The 25,518-nt window shown below is 57.0% G+C and carries 23 protein-coding genes; 11 read left to right on the top strand and 12 right to left on the bottom strand.

The features are described 5' to 3' along the window. Positions 1–1,077, top strand: a complete 1,077-nt coding sequence (locus tag AC27VJ_RS07850; RefSeq protein ID WP_488683534.1) for an ABC transporter ATP-binding protein — start codon at positions 1–3, stop codon at positions 1,075–1,077. A gap of 14 nt (positions 1,078–1,091) precedes the next feature. Here AC27VJ_RS07850 and AC27VJ_RS07845 read toward each other — a convergent pair whose 3' ends face one another. The 11 genes from AC27VJ_RS07845 to denD all read right to left on the bottom strand — a co-directional run bounded on the left by AC27VJ_RS07845 (position 1,092) and on the right by denD (position 13,055). Continuing rightward, positions 1,092–2,030: a LysR substrate-binding domain-containing protein gene (locus tag AC27VJ_RS07845; RefSeq protein ID WP_488683533.1), complete on the bottom strand. Its 939-nt coding sequence runs from the start codon at positions 2,028–2,030 to the stop codon at positions 1,092–1,094. Further along, a complete protein-coding gene (locus AC27VJ_RS07840) occupies positions 2,011–3,144 on the bottom strand; it encodes a PLP-dependent cysteine synthase family protein (protein WP_488683799.1) in 1,134 nt (377 codons plus the stop codon). Before AC27VJ_RS07840 ends, AC27VJ_RS07845 begins: the two co-directional genes overlap by 20 nt. Positions 3,145–3,214: 70 nt before the next feature. Further along, positions 3,215–4,735, bottom strand: coding sequence for a carboxylesterase/lipase family protein (locus tag AC27VJ_RS07835; RefSeq protein WP_488683532.1), 1,521 nt, complete (start codon positions 4,733–4,735; stop codon positions 3,215–3,217). A gap of 1 nt (position 4,736) precedes the next feature. Beyond that, the gene (locus AC27VJ_RS07830) at positions 4,737–5,528 is read right to left on the bottom strand and encodes an ABC transporter permease (protein ID WP_113086537.1); all 792 of its coding nucleotides are present in this window, start codon (positions 5,526–5,528) and stop codon (positions 4,737–4,739) included. Between the two features lie 8 nt (positions 5,529–5,536). After that, positions 5,537–6,421 carry an ABC transporter permease gene (locus AC27VJ_RS07825; RefSeq protein WP_488683531.1) on the bottom strand — a complete coding sequence of 295 codons (885 nt, stop codon included), beginning with the start codon at positions 6,419–6,421 and terminating at the stop codon, positions 5,537–5,539. Next, positions 6,418–7,485: an ABC transporter ATP-binding protein gene (locus AC27VJ_RS07820; protein WP_488683530.1), complete on the bottom strand. Its 1,068-nt coding sequence runs from the start codon at positions 7,483–7,485 to the stop codon at positions 6,418–6,420. The genes AC27VJ_RS07825 and AC27VJ_RS07820 overlap by 4 nt, the downstream gene beginning before the upstream one ends. A 23-nt stretch (positions 7,486–7,508) precedes the next feature. Continuing rightward, positions 7,509–8,591 (bottom strand): ABC transporter substrate-binding protein, encoded by a 1,083-nt coding sequence (locus tag AC27VJ_RS07815; RefSeq protein WP_113086534.1) that lies wholly within the window; start codon positions 8,589–8,591, stop codon positions 7,509–7,511. A 105-nt stretch (positions 8,592–8,696) separates the two neighbouring features. Next, positions 8,697–9,695, bottom strand: coding sequence for a dipeptidase (locus AC27VJ_RS07810; RefSeq protein ID WP_488683529.1), 999 nt, complete (start codon positions 9,693–9,695; stop codon positions 8,697–8,699). Then, positions 9,692–10,333 carry a 2-hydroxychromene-2-carboxylate isomerase gene (locus AC27VJ_RS07805; RefSeq protein ID WP_488683798.1) on the bottom strand — a complete coding sequence of 214 codons (642 nt, stop codon included), beginning with the start codon at positions 10,331–10,333 and terminating at the stop codon, positions 9,692–9,694. The genes AC27VJ_RS07810 and AC27VJ_RS07805 overlap by 4 nt, the downstream gene beginning before the upstream one ends. After that, positions 10,326–11,807 carry an NAD(P)-binding domain-containing protein gene (locus AC27VJ_RS07800; RefSeq protein ID WP_488683528.1) on the bottom strand — a complete coding sequence of 494 codons (1,482 nt, stop codon included), beginning with the start codon at positions 11,805–11,807 and terminating at the stop codon, positions 10,326–10,328. The genes AC27VJ_RS07805 and AC27VJ_RS07800 overlap by 8 nt, the downstream gene beginning before the upstream one ends. Positions 11,808–12,071: 264 nt before the next feature. Further along, complete coding sequence (gene denD, locus AC27VJ_RS07795; RefSeq protein ID WP_488683527.1) at positions 12,072–13,055, bottom strand: D-erythronate dehydrogenase; 984 nt, start codon at positions 13,053–13,055, stop codon at positions 12,072–12,074. 188 nt (positions 13,056–13,243) lie between these two features. Between denD and AC27VJ_RS07790 the strand changes: the two genes are divergently transcribed. The 6 genes from AC27VJ_RS07790 (at position 13,244) to AC27VJ_RS07765 (ending at position 19,654) form a co-directional block, all read left to right on the top strand. Then, positions 13,244–14,689, top strand: a complete 1,446-nt coding sequence (locus AC27VJ_RS07790; RefSeq protein WP_488683526.1) for an FAD-binding oxidoreductase — start codon at positions 13,244–13,246, stop codon at positions 14,687–14,689. Between the two features lie 33 nt (positions 14,690–14,722). Continuing rightward, entirely contained in the window at positions 14,723–15,439 is a 717-nt protein-coding gene (locus tag AC27VJ_RS07785) for a FadR/GntR family transcriptional regulator (RefSeq protein ID WP_113086529.1), read from the top strand. Between the two features lie 175 nt (positions 15,440–15,614). Next, positions 15,615–16,784 carry a fumarylacetoacetate hydrolase family protein gene (locus tag AC27VJ_RS07780; protein WP_488683525.1) on the top strand — a complete coding sequence of 390 codons (1,170 nt, stop codon included), beginning with the start codon at positions 15,615–15,617 and terminating at the stop codon, positions 16,782–16,784. 3 nt (positions 16,785–16,787) lie between these two features. Further along, positions 16,788–17,321 carry a TRAP transporter small permease gene (locus tag AC27VJ_RS07775; protein WP_488683524.1) on the top strand — a complete coding sequence of 178 codons (534 nt, stop codon included), beginning with the start codon at positions 16,788–16,790 and terminating at the stop codon, positions 17,319–17,321. Between the two features lies 1 nt (position 17,322). After that, positions 17,323–18,600 carry a TRAP transporter large permease gene (locus AC27VJ_RS07770; RefSeq protein WP_488683523.1) on the top strand — a complete coding sequence of 426 codons (1,278 nt, stop codon included), beginning with the start codon at positions 17,323–17,325 and terminating at the stop codon, positions 18,598–18,600. A 49-nt stretch (positions 18,601–18,649) separates the two neighbouring features. After that, the gene (locus AC27VJ_RS07765) at positions 18,650–19,654 is read left to right on the top strand and encodes a TRAP transporter substrate-binding protein (RefSeq protein ID WP_488683522.1); all 1,005 of its coding nucleotides are present in this window, start codon (positions 18,650–18,652) and stop codon (positions 19,652–19,654) included. 77 nt (positions 19,655–19,731) lie between these two features. Here AC27VJ_RS07765 and AC27VJ_RS07760 read toward each other — a convergent pair whose 3' ends face one another. Next, on the bottom strand, positions 19,732–20,871 hold the full coding sequence (locus AC27VJ_RS07760) for an ROK family transcriptional regulator (RefSeq protein ID WP_488683521.1): 1,140 nt from the start codon (positions 20,869–20,871) through the stop codon (positions 19,732–19,734). 96 nt (positions 20,872–20,967) lie between these two features. On the opposite strand from AC27VJ_RS07760, the gene AC27VJ_RS07755 reads away from it, so the two are divergent. From AC27VJ_RS07755 to AC27VJ_RS07740, 4 genes are all read left to right on the top strand, one after another. Then, a complete protein-coding gene (locus tag AC27VJ_RS07755; protein ID WP_488683520.1) occupies positions 20,968–22,341 on the top strand; it encodes an ABC transporter substrate-binding protein in 1,374 nt (457 codons plus the stop codon). 70 nt (positions 22,342–22,411) lie between these two features. Further along, positions 22,412–23,323 carry a carbohydrate ABC transporter permease gene (locus tag AC27VJ_RS07750; RefSeq protein WP_113086522.1) on the top strand — a complete coding sequence of 304 codons (912 nt, stop codon included), beginning with the start codon at positions 22,412–22,414 and terminating at the stop codon, positions 23,321–23,323. Beyond that, positions 23,323–24,396, top strand: coding sequence for a carbohydrate ABC transporter permease (locus tag AC27VJ_RS07745; RefSeq protein ID WP_488683519.1), 1,074 nt, complete (start codon positions 23,323–23,325; stop codon positions 24,394–24,396). The genes AC27VJ_RS07750 and AC27VJ_RS07745 overlap by 1 nt, the downstream gene beginning before the upstream one ends. Positions 24,397–24,400: 4 nt before the next feature. Beyond that, entirely contained in the window at positions 24,401–25,510 is a 1,110-nt protein-coding gene (locus AC27VJ_RS07740; protein ID WP_353578628.1) for an ABC transporter ATP-binding protein, read from the top strand. Positions 25,511–25,518 lie beyond the last annotated feature (8 nt).

Here is a 25,518-nt window from a genome sequence, read left to right as displayed (position 1 = left end):
ATGGCAAGCAGCATTATTCTCGACAAAATCGTCAAGCGCTTCGGCGCTTTCCCCGTCATTCATGGCATTGACCTTCAGATTGAGCCCGGTGAATTCACGGTCTTCGTCGGCCCATCGGGCTGTGGCAAATCCACGCTTTTGCGCATGATTGCCGGTCTGGAGGAAATATCGGCCGGAGATCTCCTGATCGATGGTGAGCGGGTGAATGAAACCGCCGCCTCAAAGCGCGGTATTGCCATGGTCTTCCAGTCCTACGCGCTTTATCCGCATATGAGCGTCTACAAGAACCTCGCCTTCGGCCTCGAGACCGCTGGCTATAAAAAGCAGGAAATCGAGGAGCGGGTGCAAAAGGCAGCCAATGTGCTGCAGATCGGCCCGCTTTTGCAGCGCAAGCCGAAAGCGCTTTCCGGCGGCCAACGTCAGCGCGTTGCCATTGGTCGAGCCATCGTGCGTGAGCCGAAAATCTTCCTGTTCGATGAGCCGCTATCCAACCTGGATGCTGAACTGCGCGTGCAGATGCGTGTCGAAATCGCCAAGCTTCACCAGACGCTCGGCAGCACCATGATCTATGTGACCCATGATCAGGTGGAAGCCATGACAATGGCCGACAAGATCGTGGTTCTGCGCGAGGGGCGCATCATGCAGGTTGGGCGACCGCTCGATCTTTATAATCATCCCGCCAACCAGTTCGTGGCAGGCTTCATCGGCTCGCCAAAAATGAACTTCCTGTCCGCAAAGCTTGTGGCTGCAGATACATCGCGCCGGACCATAGAAATATCCGGTCAGCAGATTGTTCTGGATCGCCCATTGGAGGCTGAGGATGGTGAGGCACTGACCTTCGGCATCCGGCCCGAACACATTCAGCCGCAGGCACAATCAGCCAGCCTGGGCGATGGCAACATTCAGCTGGTGGAGCATCTGGGCGGATCGACGGTGATCTACACCAACACCGCAGATGGACAGCCAGTCACCGTTTTGCTGGATGGGCAGAAGCCATTGCGGATCGGTGAAATGGTGCCTCTGTCCTTCGATCTGGCCAACGCCCATGTCTTCGGTGCGGATGGTCGCAGGGTCTAGCTGAGGCTAAGCACTCAATACAGGTTTGGCAGGCTGTCGTGCTTTCGGAAACTGGGCAGCGTGAACGCGCGCTGCTCGATAGCGGCGATCAAGGTTCTGACCGTGTTCGGCAAAGGCAGCCCCGTCGCGGTGATGACGCCCCAGTAAAACGGGATGTGGAAATCAAGCGGCAATATCTTCAGCCCTTCGATAGGCAGGCCCGCAATGGTGGTGGACTCGACAATCGCAACGCCAAGACCTGCCCTCGCCAGCGAAAGCGACACATAGGTCGCATTGCTGTCGATAACACCGCGCGGCTCGATTGAATGTTCCGCCAGCGCCTTGTCGATGCGCATGCGCAGCCGGTAGGGATTGGCGGAGGCAATCAGCCTGTGTCCTCTCAGGTCGGCGGCATGCAGAATGTCTTTGGCCGCCAGTTCGCTGTTCTCCGAGACGATGGCGACGCAGGGAACCTCACCAATCCAGTGCACATCGATGCCGGGATTATCGAGCGGTAAACTGGCGATGCCGATATCTGCGGTGCGAGCCACCACGGACTGGACGACATTTTCCGACGCCGTGCTTTGCACATGCACATGATGCGGGAAGTTTTCCTTTGGCAAATCCCCAAGTGCAAGCGGCACGATGCTGGCGGCAAGAGCCGGTATGGCTGCGATTTCGATGGGCCGTGCCTGCGCCTTGTCGATCTGCCGCGCTTTTTCGCTGATTGTGCGCAAACCACCTAGAAACAGTTCCGCTTGAGCAAAGAAGGCAACGCCCTGTTCTGTTGGGGCGATGCGCGGACCGTTTCTGTGAAGGACGGAAAATCCGAGTTCCTGTTCCAGATCCTGGATCAGGCGGGTAATGACGGGTTGCGACTTGCCGAGAGCTTTTGCGGCCCCTGTCATGCTGCCGATGGAAATTACGGCGACAAATGCTTCGAGTTGGCGGGTATCAAGGTAATCCGGTGGCATCGAAACTCCTGAATTCACCGCTATCGATAAAGGTTTCCAGCATATCGCGATAGGGTGTTATATCGATGCCGTTCTTCGCCAGCCAGTCGGGATTGTAATAGGTCGCGGCATAGCGGTCACCGCTGTCGCAGATCAGTGATACCAGCGAGCCCTCCTTGCCTTCCTTCATCATCGCGGCGGCAATCCAGCACAGGCCGAAGAAATTAGTACCCGTCGAGCCGCCAACGCGCCGGAAAAGCCGGTCGGACAGAACATGCATGGCCGCAATGGAGGCGGCGTCCGGTATCTTGATCATGTGGTCGATCACACCGGGAATGAAAGACGGCTCCACGCGAGGACGCCCAACACCTTCAATGCGCGATGGCGTCGCGCAGGTCACGTCTCTATCGCCGGTCATATAGGATGCGTAGAACGCAGAATGTTCGACATCCACCACGCAGAGGCGGGTGGAGAGGTTGCGGTAGCGAATGTAGCGACCGATCGTCGCTGATGTGCCGCCGGTTCCGGCATTCATCACCACCCATTCGGGTTCGGGATGTTCTTCGCTTCTCATCTGCTCGAAAATGGAATCGGCGATGTTGTTGTTGCCGCGCCAGTCGGTGGCGCGTTCGGCATATGTGAACTGGTCGAGATAATGTCCACCTGTCTCGGCAGCCAGCTTTTCTGCGACGGTATAGACTTCGGAAGGTCGATCCACGAAATGGCACTTGCCGCCAAAGCGCTCGATGGCTTCCACCTTTTGCGGGCTGGTGGAATGCGGCATCACCGCGATGAAGGGCAGATCGAGCAGATGCGCGAAATAGGCTTCGCTAACCGCCGTGGAACCGGATGATGCTTCGACCAGCGTCGTGCCCTGCGCAATCTTGCCGTTGCAGATGCCGTAGAGAAACAGGGAGCGTGCCAACCTGTGCTTGAGGCTGCCGGTCGGGTGCGTGGACTCGTCCTTCAGATAGATCGAAATGCCGCGCAAGCCTTTGAACACGGGCTTCACAAGATGCGTATCGGCAGAACGACGACCATCGCCCTGAAGAATGCCGATGGCGCGGCGAGCCCAGTCACGGTCTTCGCAGGCGGGCAGGGGCGTGATGGGCGGTGTGGAGAGGCAATCTGACATCACGCAGCACTCCATCCGGCAGAAAAGAAGCGCTGTGTCTGGCGGGTTCGCGGTGCTCGACTGATGGTTGTCACGATGCTTCATCTCTCTGTGAATGGTTTTGTGGAATATCTTTCCACAAATTTGTCCTATCTTGGAAAGGATCGGTCGCCAAGCAGAAATCTCCGTTGTCGGCATGAAGCACGGTAGGTGTGTCGGCCGTGAAACGCGGCCAGGAACCAACTGGCGTTTGGGGCGCCTCATCACGGATGAACGAAACCCATATATCGTGGATGGCCTTGGCAAATACTGTGTCACTCGGACGCTGCCGTTCGGGCAGGCTGTTCACATCCATGCCTTGGCGATACCAGACCGCGCCGACCTCCGCACCATGCGGCGCACCAAGCTCGTCAGCCTCCAGCGTTCCATAGAGATATTTGTAAACGGGCTGGTGGCGGGAATGCAATTGCGCAAAGCTTGTTGCCGGATTTTGAAAAACCAGATCGCCCGCCACTGCACGCCAGATACCGAGCGGGCTGTGGTCTGAAAGAGCATGACGATAGCGTGCAACGATCTCTTCACCTGTCAAACCCATGGGCCGCATGCGTTCGTGCAGAAGTTGGGCAGTACCGGCAAAGTCCATGTCTTGCGGCTGGGCGGTGGCATGGGTGACATATTCGCCCGTCGTGCAGCCGATCATCATCGGCACCTGCGCGACCTCGCCTTTTGCAGCCAGTTCCTCCGGGTGACCCGGAAGTGAAACGCCGTCGATGACCGGCACGAAGGGAACGCCCAACATCGCCGCTGACCCGTCGCGCTCGAAGTCATGACCCTCATAGGACTGATTGCAGAGATCGCGTTGGGCGATCAGCAGTGTTTCGAGCGGCACATCGATCAGTTCCGCTTCCGTCACCTGAAGTCGCTCCAGCAGACGACGATTGAGTTTTTTTGCGTCCTCCATTGTCGCGATGCCGGTGCTGGCGCCGCTTTGCGGCATGGCCTTGGCAAACAGGCCTTTGGCTTTTGGCATCGCCATCACCGCTGCAACGGAAAAGCCACCCGCCGAGCGTCCGGCAAAGGTCACGCGTTCAGCATCTCCGCCGAAGGCAGCGATGTTGTCGCGAACCCATTCCATTGCCGTGATCTGATCGAGCAGCCCGCGATTGTCAGGCGAGCCATCGTTTAGATGCAGAAAGCCAAGCGCGCCCAAACGATAATTGACCGTGACTTCCACGATCCCGCTTGAGGCAAAAGCGCCGCTTTGCAACACGGCCTCATTGGCGGAGCCCACCGCATAACCGCCGCCGTGTATCCAGACCAGCACGGGCGCTGAGCCACTGAGCGAAGGCGTGCGTATATTGACCGTCAGAAAATCTGTGCCGAATTCAAGCTTTGAGGTCGCGGCCTTGCCCACCGGTCCGTAAGTGGGGATTTGCGGGCAGACGGCACTGAGGTGTTTTGCCGGTCGCACGCCGGACCACGGATCAACCGGCTGCGGCGCCATGAAACGACGCTCCGGTGTAATGGGCGCAGCATAAGGTACGCCCAGAAAAACGTGATATCCGTTTTCCTCGAAACCTTCGACCCGCCCGGCTTTGGTCTCGACAGTCATCTTATAATGCCTTGCGCAGACCGATCAGTTTCTCGACCGCCACGACAACCGTAATCGAAATGAGAATGAGGATGACGGAGAGTGCTGCGATCTGCGGATCGGTGGAATATTCAAGGTAGTGATAGATTTCAGTCGGCAACGTCGATGCCTTGACCGAAACGATGAACAGCGAAATTGTCGCCTCATCGAATGAGATCAGAAACGCGATGACGGCACCGGCAATCAGCCCCGGTCGCACCAATGGCAGCGTGATGCGCCAGAACACCTTTGCTGGTGAAGCGCCGTGGACGAGCGCAGCTTCCTCGACACGGATATCGACCGCCATCAGGCTCATGGTGATGGTCCGCACCGTATAGGGAATGGTGATGCCAAGATGTGCGAGGACGATACCGGGATAGCTGTCCAGCAGGCCAATCGGTGCGATGACAAGCATGATGCCGACGGCCAGCACGATATGGGGGACGAGAAACGGTGCGAGGATCAGAAAATTGACCGCGCCCTTGCCGCGAAACTTGTACCGCACCAGCGAAAAGGACAGCAGCATGCCGGACACAACGGCGGCAGAACCGACGATGACGCCGATGATCAGGCTGCGCCAGAAGGCGGAGATGAACTTCGCGTTTTCGAAGACCTTCACATAGGAGCCGAACGAGAAGCTTTCGGGCGGGAATGCCAGATATTGCCGCGTATCGAAGGAAATGATGAAGACGATGATGATTGGGGCCAGAAGGAACAGATAAAGCAGCGTAATCAGGCTGTTCCAAGTGATGCGGCCGAGGAGATTGTTGCGCATGGTTCGCCTCACGCCTCCAGAGAGCGCAACGCGCGCTGGTACATGACAATGATGCTGCTGAAAAGAAGAAGCAGCATCACGGAAAGCGCTGCCGCAAGTGGCCAGTTCAGTGTCACTGTCGCTTCGTTGAAGACTTCCGTGCCAAGAACGAAAACGCGCCCTCCACCCATCAATCGTGGGGTGACGAAGGCCGAGATGGCCAGAACGAACACCAGAAGTGCCGCAGTCAGCACGCCGGGCAAACTGAGCGGCAGAATGATGCGGGTGAAAACCTTGAGGCGATTGGCACCGAGCATGGCTGCGGCTTCTTCCAACTGCGCATTCAGGCGACCGAAGCCGCTGAGCATGGCCAGGATGGCGTAGGGCATCAGGATTTCGACAAGCGCGACGGTCGCGCCGAAGCTGTTATTCGTCAGCCGGATGACGCCATCGGTCAAGGATAGAGATTGCAGGGTGCTGTTGATGACCCCCTTATCGCCCAGAATAACCATCCAGCCATAAGTCCGGACAACGGATGACGTCAGCAGCGGCGCAACCGCCAGTGCCGTCAACACGCCGCGCCAGCGGCTTTCGGTGCGCGCCAGAAACAGCGCGATTGGATAGGACAGGATGACGGCAAACAGGGCCACATTGAAGCCGAGAACAAGCGTGTTCCACGCCACGCGCCAGTAAAACGGATCAAAGACCACAGTCGAATAGGATTGCGCAGTCCAGTCACCGCCGCTGAAGGCAGCGATGGTCGAAGACGCAAAGGAAGCACGAAACAGCCAGATCAATGGCAAGACGAAAGTAACGACAAGGGCGGCAAGCCCCGGCACCAGCAGCAGGAGAAGCACGCCGCGCGGCGCACCGGAAGACTGCTTGCCCGTTGCTGTCGCGACCGCCGCACTCATCGTGCTTCCTCACCGATGAGAGTGACATCTTCAGGCGCGACGGAAAGCGTGACTTCACTGCCCTTTTCGGGAAGAGAGCCGGCATGCGTCGGCAGATCGGCTTGCAAAAGCTTTTTGCCGCATCGCACGTTCATCGTCAGAATCTGCCCGCGATATACGACATGCTCCACCGTGCCTTTGAAGGTGTTGGCAGTCGCCGCGCCTTCTGCAAGGCGAAGGCGGTGCGGGCGTATCATCAGCTTGACCCGGGCACCGACCGGTGCGGTGCCGGTAAAGCGTATCGTTTTCAGGTCATCGACGACGGCAAGCCCCGGTTCGACGGCTTCTCCCTCGAAGAATGTTCCGGCGCCGATGAAGGACGCCACGAATTCGGTTTGTGGGCGGTCGAATATCTGGCGCGGCGTGCCGATCTGCTCCAACCTGCCATTCGACATGACCGCAAGGCGATCCGCCATGGACAATGCTTCGTCCTGATCATGCGTTACGAAGATGGCGGTAACGCCGGTGCGGGCCTGGATTTCGCGAATTTCATCGCGCATCTCGTCACGTAATTTGGCGTCGAGGTTGGAAAGCGGCTCATCGAGAAGCAGCAGTTCCGGTTCGATGACGAGCGAACGGGCAATCGCCGCACGCTGTTGCTGCCCGCCGGAAAGCTGGGCGACCTTGCGTGCACCGAGCCCCGTCAGCTTCACGAGATCGAGCGCTTTGTTGACGCGCTCTTCCCGTTCTGCACGACCGAAATTGCGCATTTCCAGACCGAAGGAAATGTTTTCGGCAACCGTCATATGCGGAAACAGGGCATAGGCCTGAAACACCATGCCCATGTTGCGTTTGTAGACCGGTGTCGAAGATACATCCTTGCCATCGACCCGGATTGCACCGGATGTCGGGTCGATGAGACCGGCGATCATCCGCAGGATCGTCGTCTTTCCGCAGCCGGAGGGCCCGAGCAGCGCCAGCATCTCGCCGCGCGGCAACGAGAAGCTGACGTGATCCACAGAGGGTTTCTGGGCGCCCGCATAGGTCTTCACGAGATTGTCGATGATGACGTGCTGTTCAGCCATGGCGTCCAGTTTTCCTTTAAAGATCAGTTGAGTGCGATGACTTCGCGGTTGATGCGCTGGATCCATGCCGAATATTTCTCGGCAACGAAGTTCCAGTCGAGCGACATTTGCGCGGCCTGCGCTTCCTTGGAGCCGTAAATGCGGGCAGCGACAGCGTCCGGCAGGCTGACCTTGGTGTTAACGGGGCCATAGAAGCTCTTTTCGGCAAAGGCAGCCTGTGCCTCGGCGCTCAGCGCATAATTGACGAAAAGCTGCGCCGCTTCGGCATTCTTGGAGCCTTCGACAAGACCAATCGTGTTGGTCTGACCGATGGAGCCTTCCTTCGGTGCCGCGACTGCGATCTTGCCGCCCTGTGTATCATGCAGATACTGCGCGCGACCATTCCAGCAGATCGAAAGATCGACTTCGCCGCTCTGCACGACCGCATAGCAATCCGGTGCCGGTTCCCATGTCGAAACATTGGGGGCGATTTCCGTCAGCTTCTCGATGCCGGGATCGATGGTCTGTTTGTAATCCGCGCCCTGCAATTTGCTGAGGATCGGTAGCAGAATGACGCCGCGTGTATCGCCCAGCTTTGCTGCGATCTTGCCCTTGTATTTAGGGTCGGTCAGATCATTCCAGCTGGTTGGCGGTTCCTTCACGGCGTCGGTGTTGTAAAGGATTGCCAGATTGTCCTGAGAAAAGGCGATGGCCTTGTCACCATCGATGCGGGCCCAGTCCGGTGCCTCGGCAATATTGGGAACCTTTGCCGCGTCCAGCTTGGAAAAGATACCCTCTTTGCTGGCCTTGATAGCTACGGAAACGTCGATCAACGCGACATCAACCTTCGGGTCGGCGCGCTGAAGCGTCAAAAGCGCGAGTGTTTCGGCAGAATTTTTACTCTGCTGATAGGTGACGTCGATGCCCGGATATTTCTCCTTAAAGGCATTGATGATGAATTTCTGATAGTTATCGGCAAATACGCCGGAAAAACCGACGATGTTGACGGTGCCCTTGGTCGATGCATCCTGTGCGGATGCCGATCCCATCAATGCCGCGAAGGCCGCAACCACTGCGCCGGCGCGGAGAAGGGTTTTGGAAATTCCACTCTGCATAGTCTTCTTCATTTCCTCTCTCCAGTTCCGTTTTTGGCGATGTGCGCCATGGTATTTGTGACTGCGAATAGGTCGATTAGTCATATCTGCGGTTTATGATTTTCGCCACTACAACTGTCAGGCCGCTGGTGTCCAGGCACGACCCAGCACGCGCAGCCAGTTCTGGCCCAGGAGTTTCAAAACCAGCTCGTCGCTCCAGCCGCGCGCCAGCATGCGCGATGTCAGGTTTGGCATATCCGTCATCCGCTCAATGCCCTTCGGCTTGTTGATCTTGACGTTGCCGAATTCTGTCAGCTTGCGGGCCGTTCCCTTGTCCTTATTGGCCCATAACAGCCAAGGGCCGGGGCGTGGGCGGTCAAGTGAGAAGTCCGTGCCGATGCCGACATGATCTTCACCCACGAGATCGATGATGTAGGCCATGGCATCGAGATAGTCTTCGACGGTCGCGTCATTTCCAGCCGCGAGGCCCGGGGCAAAAAGGCTGACACCAATCAGGCCACCCTTTTCCGCACATGCCAGAAAAAGATCGTCCGGCTTGTTGCGCTTCACATCACGCAATGCGCGGGGAAGAATATGTGAAATACACACGGGCGACTTCGATTGCGCGATGACATCCGCCGACGTCTTGTCGCCAACATGGCTGAGATCGCACAACACGCCGACGCGGTTCATTTCCGACAGCACTTCCTTGCCGAACCCTGTCAGGCCGCTATCGACTTCTTCCAGATATCCGGCACCGGAATAGTTCTGGGTATTATAGGTCATCTGCATGATGCCAACGCCGAGATCCTTGAAGATTTCGACGTAATCCAGCTTGTCTTCCAGCGGAGAGGTGTTCTGCCAGCCAATAATAATACCGGTCTTGCCCTCGGCCTTTGCGGCATGAATATCGGCGACGGAGCGAACCGGGCGCAGAATATCGTCATTCTCGCGGATAAAGCGCTTCCATTCCGAGACATAGGCGATGCCTTCGCGAAAATTTTCCCAGAGCAGAGAAGAGACATTGACGGCGGTTAACCCGCCGGCGCGCATTTCTTCGAAAATCTCGCGGCTCCACTGGCAGGTCTGCAAGCCATCGACGATGATCGCCTTGTCGTGCAATTGCGTATCGGTCATTCGGCCAGTTCCTTCAATGTTTCGTTCTTCTGCTTGATAGCTTTGAGTGCCCGGTCAACGAAATCGAGACGATCCTGTCCCCAGAACAATTCCTTACCCAGAACGTAGGTCGGCGTTCCAAAAATGCCGAGCCGTTCCGCTTCCGCCAGATTGCCGTTCCATTCATCCACGATGGCTTCGGGCTGCTCTTCAACGATGAGCTTGACGGCAGCACATCCCAAAGTTTCCTGCCCGATCTCCTGCAGCGTGACAATATCGGCGATATCGCGGTTTTCAGCCCAGAGTGCCTGTTGCACGGCAAAGGAAAATGAAATGGCATCCAGCCCTGCATTCTGAAGCGCGATAACGGCTTGGGCGGCGAGTTCGATCGTGCGGCACGGATAGAATTTTGGTTTCAAGTTCATCGGAATGTCTAGATATTCCCGCCAGCGCCGCAACTCGACATCATGATAGGCCTGTCGCGCATCCGGGCGTTTTCTCAGCGGAATACCGCCATTCGCCTCGATAATGCGAATGGGCCGAAGTTTGATCTTCGCACCATTGTCTCGCGCAACGGCTGCCGCCTTCTGCGCGCCAAAATAGGCCCATGGTGAAGAAATGCCGTAGAAAATCTGGAGTGTCGGCTTGGTATCATCCATTTGCACGGTTTATCTCCTGAAGCTGATCCGCATCGCTCCACTCGTCGCCAAACAGTTCCGGCGTTTCGAAATTGGTGAAGCGATCCAGATGGTAAGCGCGGTCTTCCACAAAAAGAGAGCGCGCAATGCCGGTGGAAAGGCGGGCGGCGCCATCGCTGATCGATGGAATGCCGCTGGTGATTTTTCCGTGCGATGGCACGGCAGGATAGGCAAAACAGAAGATGTTGGACACCGCATTCGCGGTCTGCGCGTCCATACCGGGTTTGGCCACAAACTCGAACGATGGGCCGAGATAGGGCATTGAACCTATGCCCTCATGTTCCCAGCCCAGCGGCGGCGTATAGGCATCGCGCCAGAGCTTGATCGTGTCCGCGAGCATCGCAAATTCAGGACGCCTGCTAAAATCGACGGAAAAGCCGGTGGCAAAAATTACGAGGTCCGTTTCGTAACGCCCCTTCGGTGTTACGACCGATACGCTGTGACCATTGTCCGCAAGGTCTTTGATGGGACTTGCCAGATGGAAGAAAGCGTTGGGATGTTTGGAAACGCGCAGCACACTGTGGCGGGGAGGGGGAATCTGCGCCCTTTCGCCCGCGACCATGTAGGTCCATTTATCAGCATCCGGCAGGCCAACATAACCTTGCGTCATGCCCTGGCTTCCGACACCGGTGAATTTGTCGATCCGGGGAATATCGGCGCGACGAATGAAGATATCGACGCGGGATGCACCAGCTTCGAGCGCTGCTGCGGCATTATCCATGGCAGAAGCACCCGCACCCACGACGGAAACGCGCTTTCCTTTGAATTCCGCGCTGTCGATCAAGTCAGCGCCATGGCGGATGAAACGTGATGGCACGCGCCCGGCGACCTCTGGCATGGTCGGTGCGCCTAAGCCATCAAGACCCGTGGCGAGTACGACACGGCGGGCGAGAACGTCTTTCATCGTTTCGCCATTTCGCAAGGACAGTGAAATCAGCCCGTCATCACGACGCTGCATTGTCTGAAGGTCGGTATCGTTCTCGACATTCAGAGACAGAACCCGCCGGTACCAGACAAGGTAGTCCATCCACATTATGCGCGGAATAAGCCCCATATCAAGATAGGCCTGCGCGCCATATTGCGCTTCAAACCAAGCCCTGAAGGTCAAGGACGGAATACCCAAAGCCGGGCCTGCGGCTTCCTTGCGGGTGCGCAGGGTTTCCATACGGGCAAACGTCACCCACGGTCCTTCGCGGCCTTCCGAGGCACGGTCGAAAGCGCAGGCATTTTCGATGCCCAGTTTTTTCAACGCTGCAAGGGTGACGAGGCCGCAGAGACCGGCGCCGATGACAGCGACATCCAGCACTGTCTGACCGTCTGAGGTAAGCGCAGGCATCCATGTCTTTGGCGGCAGGTTCAGCCAAAGAAGGTCGAGCTGAAGCCGCTCTTCGAGAGCTTCCAATGAGTCCGGACGCTGGTTTCCAAGGCTTGTCACCCTGAGGCCTCATTATTCATAAATTGCATTATGAGGATGCTATGATGGCTTTATTGAAATGTAAATGAAAGATTTGGTTAGGAAATAGACTCAAAACGATGTTGCGTAAAAAATGCCCATAGTAGTTTAATTTACTTCTGGAGGGTTCAGAATTGGAACTCTTTGCTACCTTAAAATTCCGGACCGGTGGATAACTCGTGACCCATTTGGGTTTGCATACAAAAAGGCGGCCCGTCATGACCGCCTTTCCACTCCCAAACCTGCTTAGATGCTTCCACCAAGCTCGTCTTCTATATGCACTCGGATGATGTCGTCGAAGGAGGTTTCTGCCTGAAACCCGAGCGATGTGGCGCGGCTTGCATCAAAACCCGGAGCCCAGCCAGCCACCATCTTCATGATCATGTCGTCGGGTTCGCGGCGGATCAATGCGACGGCACTATCGCCCGCTACCCGGCGTAGCGCTTCGATCTGTTCACCCACCGTGGCGCTGAGGCCCGGCATGGAAAGCGCACGGCGCGGGCCGACCGTGTCCAAGTCTATTGTCGCGCCGTGAATGAGAAAACCAACAGCCGAGCGTGGCGACGTGTGCCAGTGGCGAACATCGTCAGAAACAGGCAGGACGGCGGGTTTGCCGACCAGCGGCTCTCGCAGGATATTGGAAAAGAAGCCGGATGCCGCCTTGTTTGGGACGCCGGGGCGAATGCAGATTGTCGGCAGGCGTATGGCGATACCATCCAGAAAACCGCGGCGGCTGTAGTCCGACAGCAGCAACTCGCAGATTGCCTTTTGAGTGCCGTAGCTGGTCAGCGGCGTCGTATGGTAGTCGTCGGGGATGGGGTATGGCAGAGGTGCGCCGAAAACCGCGATTGAGGATGTGAAGACGACGCGTGGTCGGTAGCCGTCCACCCCGTTGGCCAAACGGATGGCGTCAAAGAGATAGCGCGTGCCGTCGAGATTGATCCGGTAGCCCTTGTCGAAATCGAGTTCCGCTTCTCCGGAGACGATGGCTGCGAGGTGAAAGATGACATCTGGCCGGGCTTCCACCAATTTTTCAGCTTCGCCCGGTGCCGATAGATCGGCTTCCTTGGTGTTCACCTTGCCGCTAAAGCTTTGCAGAACGTCTGGAATGACGACATCAACCAGCGTCATCTCGGAAATTAGTCGGTCGCCCAGTTGTCCGTCTTTGCAAAGGCGGTTCGTCAACTTACGGCCCACCATGCCTGCCGCACCAATGATCAGAATATGCATTTCGTCTCTCCTCCGTAACGACAACAAGCATCTCAGATAACGCCGAAAATTTTCGTTGTAAGGTTGTCTGATAACCATATATTGCTGGATTGAAAACAGGGATTTGACTTATGCCCCGCAAAAACAGACCGCGCTGAGGAACATCGGCGTGGCTTCTGAAGCTGCGATACGATTGGAAAGGCGGAACTATGACAGGCGATGTCGCGAGCGCTGTTTGGAATTTGCAGGAATCTCTCCGCGCGGCACTGACCAGCGATATCGTGTTGACGGATCGGGCCGAAATGCTGCGCTTCTGTCGGGATTGGCATGGCGACGTGACCAGTGACGCGATTGCGGTCTTGCGCCCGCGATCGACAGAAGGCGTCAGCGCTGCGGTTCTTGCCTGCCGGGACCTTGGGCTTTCTATCGTTCCGCAAGGTGGTAACACCGGGCTTGTGCTAGGCGCGATTCCCGATCAGCCTGATCGCCAGGTGATCCTCAGTCTAGAGCGCATGGCGACCATTCGCGACATCGATGCGGATGATTTTTCTGCGGTGGTCGAGGCCGGGTGCATTCTGTCAGAGTTGAAAGAGCAGGTTGCCGCCAAGGGCATGTATTTCCCGCTTGCGCTTGGTGCACAGGGTTCATGCCGCATCGGCGGCAACGTGTCGACCAATGCAGGCGGCATCAATGTCTTGCGCTACGGTATGACGCGGGAATTGGTTCTGGGGCTTGAGGTGGTATTGCCAGATGGCACGATTTTCAATGGTCTTTCGACGCTACGCAAGGACAATCGCGGCATCGACCTAAAACAGCTTTTCATCGGGGCAGAAGGCACACTCGGTATCATCACCGCAGTCTCGATCAAGCTGATGCCGAACCCCGATCAGATCGCAACGGCGTTGCTGGGTCTGAATTCGCTCGATGATGTCATTGCTCTTTACCGCCGCGCGCGCCGCGATTGCTGCGATCTGATGTCGGCTTTCGAATTCATGCCGCCGCTCGCCTTTACTCTCGCTCGCGAAGCGATGCCCGATCTGCCTTTGCCGATTGCGGGTGACTATCCAGCCTATGTGCTGATGGAAATTTCCGGCTCTGGCCTTGTCGATATTCCAGATCTGATGGAGCGTTTTCTGGGCGGTGTCATGGAGGATGGCCTCGTGGTCGATGGCGTGATCGCGTCCTCGCAGGCTCAGGCACGCAATCTCTGGCTGATCCGTGAAGGCATGAATGAGGGGCAGGCCAAGCGCGGTCCGCATATGCGCACGGACATTTCGGTGCCGCTTTCACGCCTTGCGGATTTCGTTCGCGACGCAGAAAAGGCGGTGTCGGTTGCGCTTCCAACCTGTGTCAGCGTTTCCTACGGACACGTCGGGGACGGCAACGTGCATCTCAATGTCCTGCCGCCATCCGGCCTGCTGGCTGATGAGGTAAATGCCATGATCTACAGAGCAAAGGTCGTGGTGAACGAGGTCGTGGACATCTATAGCGGCAGCATCAGTGCCGAGCATGGCATCGGTCGTTTGAAGCGGGGAGATTTCGAAGAGCGTTTGCCATCGCCGCAGCGTGCCTTGCTGACGGCGGTCAAAAGGGCAATCGATCCTTCGATGGTGATGAACCCGGGCTGCCAATTGAATTTCAACGACATATCGTAGAATAGTCTGGCATCATCAAAGGCGGACAAGTGCATGACGGCGGATTTTAGCCAGATCAGACGGAATGAACATCTCCCGGCGCGCATTGCCGGTCACATCGGCAAAGAAATCGCGGAAGGCCGGATATTGCCCGGTGATAAGCTGCCGACAGAGCATATTCTTGCCAAGACTTTTGGTGTCAGTCGCTCGGTGGTGCGGGAAGCCATAGCCGAGTTGCGCAATGAGGGACTGGTTGAAACCCGCCAGGGCATCGGTGCTTTCGTGACCGAAGCCAAGGGGCGGGGCTCCATCCGCATTGAGCAGAACGCGCTGTATGATCGGGAAAGCTTCCGCAGCCTGTTCCAGCTTCGCATGCCGCTCGAAATCGAGGCCGCCGGTCTTGCTGCCGTTCACCACGACGATGCCGATCTGCAAAAGCTCGATGATGCGCTTGCGCAGATGACGGGTGCGGAGAAATGGACGGATCAGGGCATCGTTGCGGATCTCGTTTTCCACCGTGCTTTGGCTGCGGCCACGCACAATGAGTATTTCTCTCTTTTCATAGGCTTCATTGCCGAACGGATCAGCCTTGCGATCAACGCCGCGCGCGCCGCTGCTGTTCTTGAAGAAATTGTCGAGACCACCATCGCCGAACATGTCGCCATCCGGGATGCCTTGGTGACGCGTGATCCGTTGAAGGCACGTGCGGCAATGCGCCACCACCTGATTGGTGCTGCGCAACGCCTTGATCTGACGCTCGAAGTCTATTGAGGTTTGCGACGGTCTGCGGGGTATCCGCCGCCTATACAATTTTACTGGCGCGAGAGCGCTGGACATAGCGAATAAGCCATATTAGAAATGCAACCAGGAGCATTGTCAGACATCCTGACAATAGGGCAAGCGGCGCTGGAGGGCGCATTTGCCTGGGGAATGTGGAGGACGAGTTTTGAATTCCGAACGTATATTGCGCGCAGAATCCATTTTGCCTGATGACGCAGCCGAGGCTCTGTTGGTTGGGCGTGTCTGGTCGAATACCAGCGCTGGCCCTTGCCCGGTGCTGATTTCGGACGGGCGCGTCCTCGACCTCACCGGAATTGCCGCCACCATGTCCGGACTTCTGGAGATGGATAGTCTGGTGCAAACGCTGCATGCCGCGTCCAGCCTGCCTGACCTCGGTAGCCTGCAAAGTTTTTTGTCCGGTGAAACCGGTAAAATCCTTGCCCCCACCGACCTCCAGGCCATCAAGGCTGCTGGTGTCACTTTTGCCGACAGTATGCTGGAACGCGTCATCGAAGAGCAGGCCAAGGGCGATCCGCGCCGCGCTCAGGATATCCGCGCCAAACTCGCTCCGGTTCTGGGCGATAGTCTTCGCGGGCTTGTTGCCGGTTCTGAAAAGGCTGCCGAGGTAAAGAAACTGCTGCAGGATATGGGCCTGTGGTCGCAATATCTGGAAGTCGGCATTGGCCCCGATGCAGAAATCTTTACGAAGTCGCAGCCCATGTCGTCAGTCGGATGTGGCGACCTTGTCGGCATTCACCCCATTTCGCAGTGGAACAATCCTGAACCGGAAGTCGTCCTCGTCCTGCGCGCCGATGGCACCATCGTCGGGGCCACTTTGGGCAACGACGTGAACCTGCGGGATGTCGAAGGGCGCTCCGCTTTGCTTCTGGGCAAAGCGAAAGACAATAACGCCTCCTGCTCGATCGGCCCGTTCATTCGCCTGTTCGATAACGGTTTCACCATGGATGACCTGCGTCAGATCCGGGTTGCTTTGAAGGTTCATGGCGAAGACGGCTTCGAGATGACAGGCGAAAGCCCCATGGAAGCAATCAGCCGTTCGCCGGAAAGCCTCGCCTCGCAACTCAGAAACCGGAACCATCAGTACCCCGATGGCGCGGTTTTGTTTCTCGGCACCATGTTTGCGCCGGTAAAGGATCGTCGCGGCGCTGGCGAAGGCTTTACCCATGAAGTGGGTGACCGGGTGGAAATCTCGACAGCCAAACTCGGTCGTCTTGTAAACTGGGTCGAGCGCACGGATGTCTGCCCGGAATGGAGCTTCGGTGTCGGTGCGCTGGTTCGCAATCTGGCCGGGCGCGGTCTTCTGGGAAAGGTGTGAGGCATGCAAAGAGCAATCGACCTCTTTTACCGCTTCCTTGAAGTGCTGCTGATCATTCTCCTGTCCGGCATGGCAATCATGGTTTTTGTCAACGTGATCATGCGCTACGGCTTCAATTCGGGTCTTAACGTATCCGAAGAACTGTCGCGCTATTTCTTCGTCTGGCTGACCTTCATCGGCGCCGTCGTCGCCTTTCGCGAACACAGCCATCTCGGCATCGAAACGCTGGTGATGTTCCTGTCGCGTCGCGGTCGCATCATCTGCATGATCCTGTCCAATCTGGTCATCGTCGCCTGCTCCGCCATCTTCTTCTGGGGCACATGGAAGCAGTTTCCCATCAATGCCAGCATGGCGGCCCCGGTCACGGGCATGTCGATGATCTGGGTCTATGGCATCGGCCTTTTCACAGGCGCAGGCATGACGATCATTGCGCTCGAGCGCCTGTTCCGCTTGCTGACGGGCCGCGTCACAGATGATGAAATCGCTGCCTTTGCCGGTGAAAACCTGACAATCGAGCAGCTGGCGGAGCGCACCTGATATGACCCTTCTCGTCTTTATCGCGTCGCTTCTGGGAGCGATGGTGATCGGCGTACCCGTTGCTTTTGCGCTGATGTTCTGCGGCGTCATGCTCATGTGGTTCATGGGCATGTTCAATACGCAGATCATTGCGCAAAACATGATTGCCGGTGCCGATACATTCACGCTTTTGGCCATTCCGTTCTTCATTCTGGCCGGTGAGTTGATGAATTCCGGTGGTCTTTCCCGCCGCATCATCGATTTTGCGATTGCCTGCGTCGGCCACATCCGCGGCGGGCTCGGCATCGTCGCCATTCTGGCGGCGATCATCATGGCCAGTATTTCGGGATCAGCCGCCGCTGATACGGCAGCCCTTGCCGCCATTCTTCTGCCGATGATGGCGAAAGCCGGTTACAACGTGCCGCGCGCTGGCGGACTGATTGCCGCTGGCGGCATCATCGCGCCGGTCATCCCGCCATCGATGGCCTTCATTGTTTTCGGTGTGGCGGCAAACGTTTCCATCACGCAACTCTTCATGGCCGGTATCGTGCCAGGCATCATGATGGGACTGGCGCTTGTCATCGCCTGGCTGATCGTCGTCCGCAAAGACAAGGTCGAGCCCTTGCCGAAGGCGCCGATGTCGGAACGGCTGAACGCAACCGGGCGCGCTGCCTGGGCGCTGGGCATGCCCGTCATCATTCTGGGTGGTATCAAGGCTGGTATCGTCACGCCGACCGAAGCGGCGGTCATCGCTGCTGCCTATGCAATGTTCGTCGGCATGGTCATCTACCGCGAACTGAAGCCGAAAGATTTGCCGCGCGTCATTCTGCAGGCCGCCAAAACGACCTCGGTCATCATGTTTCTGGTGTGTGCAGCTTTGGTCTCGGCATGGCTTATCACGGCCGCGAATATTCCGGCAGAAATCGCCGGTTATATCGAACCGTTGATCGACCGTCCGATGCTGCTGATGTTTGTCATCATGATCCTCGTGCTGGTTGTCGGCACGGCGCTGGATCTGACGCCAACCATTCTGATCCTGACGCCGGTGCTGATGCCGATCATCAAACAGGCCGGTATCGACCCCGTCTATTTCGGCGTGATGTTCATCATGAACAATTGTATCGGCCTTATCACACCGCCGGTTGGTGTCGTGTTGAATGTCGTCAGCGGTGTTGGACGCATCCCGCTCGGCAAGGTCACCATAGGTGTGTGGCCATTCCTTTTGGCGCAGACCATCGTGCTGTTCCTGTTGGTCGTGTTTCCGGACCTCGTACTCGTGCCTGCCCGCTGGCTGCGATAGCAGCTGGCGATCCATACATGATGTTTTCAATAATCCAGGGAGGGATATTATGAGAAAACTGCTTCTAGCCACGACGGCGATTGCTTTTGGCCTTTCAGCCGCTGCTCCGGCCTTTGCCGAGTTCAACGCCCGCAATATTCGTATTTCCAACGGCATCAACGCAGACCACCCCGTCGGAAATGGCATCAAGGCAATGCAGGCCTGCCTCGACGAAAAGTCGGGCGGAAAGCTAAAGATCACGGCTTTCTGGGGCGGTGCACTGGGTGGAGACCTTCAGGCGACGCAGGCTCTTCGCTCCGGCGTACAGGAAGGTGTCGTCACCTCGTCCTCACCGCTGGTCGGCATTATTCCAGCGCTTGGCGTCTTTGACCTACCGTTCCTTTTCGCCACACCGCAGGAAGCCTACAAAGTGCTTGACGGCAAATTCGGTGATATGATGAACGAGAAGCTGGAAGGCGCCGGTCTCGTCAATCTTGCTTATTGGGAAAACGGTTTCCGCAACCTGTCGAACTCCGTACGCCCCGTCACCAAGTGGGAAGATTTCTCGGGGATGAAGGTTCGCGTCATGCAGAACAACATCTTCCTCGATACATTCCAGAACCTTGGCGCAAACCCCACGCCGATGGCATTCGGTGAAGTCTTCTCGGCTTTGGAAACCAACGCCATCGACGCGCAGGAAAATCCCTATGTGACGATCGATACGTCGAAGTTCTTCGAAGTCCAGAAATACATCACCGAGACGAACCACGCCTACACACCATTCCTGCTTCTGTTCTCCAAGGCAATTTTCGATACCTATACGCCGGAAGAGCAGGCTGCCCTTCGTGAATGCGCCGTGGTTGGTCGTGATGAAGAACGCAAGGTCATTCAGGAGCTGAACAAGACGTCGCTTGAAAAGATTCGGGAAGCCGGTCTTAAGGTGAATACGCTGTCGCCGGAAGAACAGGCACGTATCCGCGAAAAGTCGATGGTCGTTTATGAAAAGCACAAGGCCCAGATCGGCCCTGACGTTGTCGACTCGATCATTGCCGAGCTGACGGAAATCCGTAAGTAAGCCATCACAGCCCAAAACACACAGGGGACTGAGCGTTGAGCTCGGTCCCTTTTCGTTTTGAAACCAGCAGTTCGGGGTCAGGCATTCTGTCGCGGAATGCTGTGCAGTATCATGGCGGCGGCACCGAAAGCGACGGAGTCCGTTGCCGGGATTTGCGGGATGCGGATGTCAGGTTGAAGAACGCGCGCGCCTTCGAACGGTTTGGACGTCGCGAAGTCCAGCCATTTGGCCAGCTCTTCGCGAACCATTGGCGGAAGTGTGCCACCGATGTAGATCGCGGAGGGAGCGAGAACAGCCGCTATCGAGAAGGCAAGCTGCGCGGTCTGCGGTCCGGCGCGCTCCAGCCAAGCATTGAGGACAGGACGGTTTTTCTCGAGATAGGCTGTCCATCGGTCGGACGCGCGGCCATCTGGAATATGCCCGACATGCTCTTTGCACCAGATTGCGAGGTCTTCGAAAGACGGGCGGGTCAAGCCGCGTGCGCGAAGCGCGCCAACTTCGCCCGCATTTCCCAGATTGCCGCGATAAAGCTCTTTGCCGATGATGAGTCCGCTCCCGATGCCCTCGGATAGGTAGAGATAGGCAAAGTTCTCATGTTCATCCGCATTGCCCAGCGCAAGCTCACCCATAGCTGCGGCGTTGGCATCGTTTTCAATGATGACAGGACAGCCGAGCGCTTCGTTGAGCGTTGACGTCAGATCGGAACCTGCCCAGGAAATCACTTCCTCTGCCAGATCGAGAACGGTTGCGCCCTGACGGAAGCGGGTCGGCATGGCAATACCAGCGCCAATCAGCAGGCGCTCATCGATTTCATGTGCCGTGAGAAGGTTCGTCTTGAGGCTGCCCAGAGATGTCTGGATGTCGGCGAGCGTGTCGTAAGGGCCATGTAAATGCTGCTCTCCAACCCGTTTGCCGCAGAAATCCAGGAGTGTCATCGTCAGCGTATAGCGGTTCGCATGGACGCCCAGCGCATAGCCGACATTGCCATCCAGCATCAGATCGATGTGTGGCGCACCACGTCCGCCGGCACGCCGTGCACCTTCTATGACGATACCGCGTTCGATCAGGTCACGCGCCATCATGCTGACGGCTGCCGGGGTAACGCGGCAAAATTCAGCAATCTCCGCGCGTGAGGCAGAACCCCTGCGGCGCAGAAATCTCAGCACCGCAGCTTGTGTATCGCCAATCTCGTCAAGCGGGCGCAGTCGTTTCAGCACAGTCGTCCATCCTCAACATATTTAATTTGCGATGTCATAAATCTATTACTTAAGCAACTTAATTAAATAATCATTCTTCAACTGGATCACACCTCCATGACCAAATTCGTTTCCCTTCTCACATCCGTTGCGATCTCCGCTCTCGTCGCAGGCGCAGCGCATGCGGAAGACATCAAGATCAAGATTTCCACCCTGGCCGACAAGACGGCACCGGGTCGTATCACCAATATTGAAGGTGCGGCCAAGATCATGAACGAACAGTTCAAGTCGGCAGGCGTGGACAAGCACATCGTCATTGAAGCCAACAACAGCGCCGTAAAGGGCTGGGACGATCTGGCGCTGGAAAACTTGAAGGCATTCTCTGTCGGTCAGGGTCCAGACATCTACACCGTGCCGCACGAGTGGATCGATCAGTTTGCCCAAGATGGTTATGCAATGCAGATGGATGAGCGGATCGCTGCGTCACCATGGGTTTACGGCGATATCCTGCCGGTGCTGTGGAACTCCGCCAAGGCCAATGATGGCAAGATTTACGGCGTTCCGCAGGATGCCGAAATCCGCATGTTCTTCTACAACAAGGATATGCTGCGCAAGATCGGCAAGGACGAAGCCTTCATCGAAAGCCTTCCAGCCAAGGTCGAAGCCGGCGAGTTTACTCTGGATGATCTGACCGCGCTCTCCAAGGAAGTCGTAGACGGTAAGGCTGCCCAGTACGGCATGCTGCATCGCCCCAATGTCGGTATCGACTATCTCATGGTCTTCCAGGCCTATGGCGTGAAGTTCATGGATGAAAAGACCGGCAAGCTGGTGTTCCCTAAGGCTGAAATGACCAAGGCGCTGGGTTGGTATGAGCGTAATGCCAAGGAAGGCGTCACGCCTATCGACAATACGGCCATGAGCTGGGAAGCGATCCAGGGCGCGTTCAAGCAGGAAAAGGCCTTCATCTTCCATCAGGGCGTCTGGGCTGTTGCCTGGCAGGTTGGTGAAAAGAACGGTGCAACGTGGCCGACTGACAAGGAAGGGTACTTCCACAAGATCGGCTGGCTGCCTGCTCCTGCCGCAGAAAAGGGCGGCAAGCCTGCCAACCTTTCCCACCCCATTCTTTACGCCGTCAACCCGAAGAGCAAGAATGCGGAAATCGCTGCCGACCTCGTAGCGCTTGCATCGCTGCCCTATTTCAACAATGAGCATGCCGTGACGTCTTATCACACGGCAATCAGCAACGCGCAGACGGCGATGCCAAAATACAAGGAAAACTGGGTCCTGTCTGCTGCATCTCCGATGATGGCGAATGCTCAGTTCGTTCCGAACCACACTCAGTTCGGCAGCTACAATAAGGTGCTGTTCAATGGTCTTCAGGCTGTTGAAACCGGCAAGATGACCGCTGAACAGGCTGTCGATTTCATCGCCGACGAGCTTGAAATGCAGTTCGGCAAGGACATCGAAATCCGCGATAGCGCCAGCAACTAAAATTTCACTTCATTGCCTGCCGCCCGGCATGATGCCGGGCGGCAACGCCTTTTCTCACCGGTAGTTCACAATGTCCCAATTCCAGCTCCGAGCGCACCGTCCGGCACGGCCCATGCTCTATCTTGCGCCGGCAATAGCGCTGCTTGCCGTGTTTTTTCTGGCGCCAATCGTCGTCAATGCGGTGATTGCCTTTACCGATATGGGTGCCAATCTGCGCGTCGGGCAGTTCACGACGCAGAACTTCGAACGCATCGTGCAGCGGGATGCCCGCATGCCGATGGTGCTGCTGACGACGCTGATTTACGTCACCGCAACACTGTTCATTTTCAACATCGGCCTCGGCACGCTGCTGGCGATGACGTCTACGGCGATACCTGACAAACTCGGCAATTTCTTCCGCGGCCTCTGGCTTCTGCCGCGCATGAGCCCGGCCGTCCTCTACGGCATTTTGTGGATATGGATTGCCGATCCGTCACCATCAGGTCTGCTCAACCAGGTCACAAGCACCTTCGGCCTTCCGACGCTCAACCTGCGCAACGACTTTCCGCTTTTGCTCGTCATTCTCGCAAATGGCGTGGTCGGTGCGTCTTTCGCCATGGTCATCCTGACGTCGTCCATCCGCTCGATCCCGTCCCACCTTGCCAACGCCGCGCGGGTTGATGGTGCCAGCGAATGGGGTGTGCTGCGGCATGTCGTGGCGCCTGCGCTTTCGCAGCCCATCCGCTTCATAACCATTTATCAGGCGCTTTCGCTGATGACGACCTATGAGTACATTCTGCTTATCACCGGCGGCGGCCCGGTCTACGATTCCACCCCATACGCGCTTTATATCTACCGTCGCGCATTCGAAAACGGCGCCTATGCCTATGGTGCTGCGCTGGCGCTTGGCTTGATGGTTATTGGCGTGGTTGTAACGCTCATCCAGTGGCGTGTCAGCAATATGCGCTCCACCTTTTCTGCTCCAAAGATCGAGGTGCTGTGATGACGCTCGTCCAGACCGATACCATGCCTGCCGCCCCCTCCGCACACTGGCAGCGCCTTGAGCGTCGCGGTGTCGCCAACAGGGCCGGTTTTCTCTCGGCAATCATCCTGTTTCTGACGATTGTTTCCGTCCCAGTTCTCCTGCCGTATCTCTGGCTGCTGGTGAAATCGCTGACATCATCGGATGAAGCTGTCAGCCGGCTGGTTCTATGGCGCACCGCAGGAATTGCGCTCGTTGCCTATTTCGGCGCGATTGCCTTGGCTTTCCTAGCTGATCGTCTGCGCAAACCCGCTCTGTCCTGGTCGGCACTGGGAATCATCATCGTCATTCTTGTGGGGATTTTGCTCGCCCCGCACATGACAATCGATAACTACCGTTTCTTGTGGAATCGGGACATCGCCGGAACAGAAACGACCATCATAGACCTGATGCCATCCATATGGACCGCGCTGGGAAGCTCAGTGATCTTTGCGGTCAGCCAGACGCTGATCGTCACGCTCGTCGCAACACCGGCTGCCTATGCTCTGTCTCGCTTCGCCTTTGCTGGTCGTGAAAGCTTTTTGCGGGGCCTGCTGCTGTTGCACGCCTTTCCAGCATTGGCGCTGACCGTCGCCATCTTCATTCAGCTTCACTATATGGGCCTGCTCAACAACCTAGCAGGCGTGGTGATGGTCATGAGCGCACTGGAATTGCCCTTTGCAATTTTCGTGCTCAAAAGCTTCTTCGACAATGTCCCCTGGGATATCGAAATGAGTGCCGTGACGGACGGTGCGACCCGTTCGCAGGCGTTTCGCATGATTGTGCTGCCGCAGGTACGAAGCGGCCTGATCGCGGTTGCGACCTTCACCTTCCTCAGAGGTTGGGAGGAATATGTCTTCGTCCAGACGCTGCTCATCGACAAGAGCCAGATGACGATGAGCCTCTACCTCTTCTTCGTCGCACAGGACAATATGGGCGCAGACTACGGCATGATCGCCGCTGTCGGCATCATCTATCTCCTGCCTGTGCTGCTCCTCTACACCTTCACGCAAAAGTACATCACCCAGATGAGCTTCGGCGGGATCAAGGGATAATTCCATGGCCAAGATCACTCTCGATAAAGTCACCAAAAGCTGGGGCGAGACCCAGGTTCTGAAACCCATGAACCTGACCATCGAAGATGGCGAATTCGTCGCTGTCCTCGGGCCGTCCGGCTGCGGCAAATCCACCACGCTGTTTCTACTGGCGGGTCTTTACGCGCCGACGGGCGGGCAGATTTCGTTCGATGGGCACAATGTCAACCGCATTGATGCACGCGACCGCAATGTCGGCATCGTCTTCCAGTCCTATGCGCTTTACCCGAACCTGACCGTGCGGGAAAACATCGCCTTTCCACTGCGTTTCAAAAGCATGGGCAAGCAGGAAATCGCGAAACGGGTGGAAGAAGCCGCAAGCCTCGTACAGATCAGCGCCCTACTCGACCGCCGCCCGTCACAGCTTTCCGGCGGGCAGCAGCAGCGCGTGGCCCTGGCGCGTGCGCTCGTCAAGGAGCCGAACATCCTCCTTCTGGACGAGCCGCTTTCCAACCTCGATGCCACCTTGCGCATCACCATGCGGGCAGAGTTGAAAAGCATTCAGAAGCGGCTTGGCTTCACCACGCTGATCGTCACTCATGACCAGATCGAAGCAATCACCATGGCAGATCGGATCATCTGCATGAACAATGGTGAAATTGCCCAGATCGGCACGCCTGATGATCTCTACCGCCGTCCCAACAATCTGTTCGTTGCAGGTTTCATTGGCACGCCGCCCATGAATCTGATCAAGGGCAAGTCTGCCGGACGCCGATTGCGGTTGGGGGATACGTCGCTGGACCTCACCTCGCAGTATGATGGCGAGGTGACCTTCGGTCTGCGACCGGAAGATATCACCCTTGGCTCAGATGCCGATGCAACGTTGAAGGGGCAGATCGTCACCGTCGAGCCCATGGGCCGCGAAGTGTTCTACACCATCGATACACCGGCCGGGCCCATCCATGCGCTTGAGTATGGCGAGTTGGTTCGTCACGCGCCGGGCGCGTCCGTCGGCATTGCGTGCAAATCCGACCTCACGCTTCTGTTCGACGTGTCGGGCAATCGCATTGTCGATCTCCACGCCCATGTTTCGCATCAAGACATCCGGGTCAAAACACTCGAACCCGCAAACTGACAGGACTT

The organism is Agrobacterium sp. 20P9.1.2 (assembly GCF_057799395.1).
Note: the sequence above shows the minus strand (reverse complement) of the source record. Positions and strands in the feature narration are given on the sequence as shown.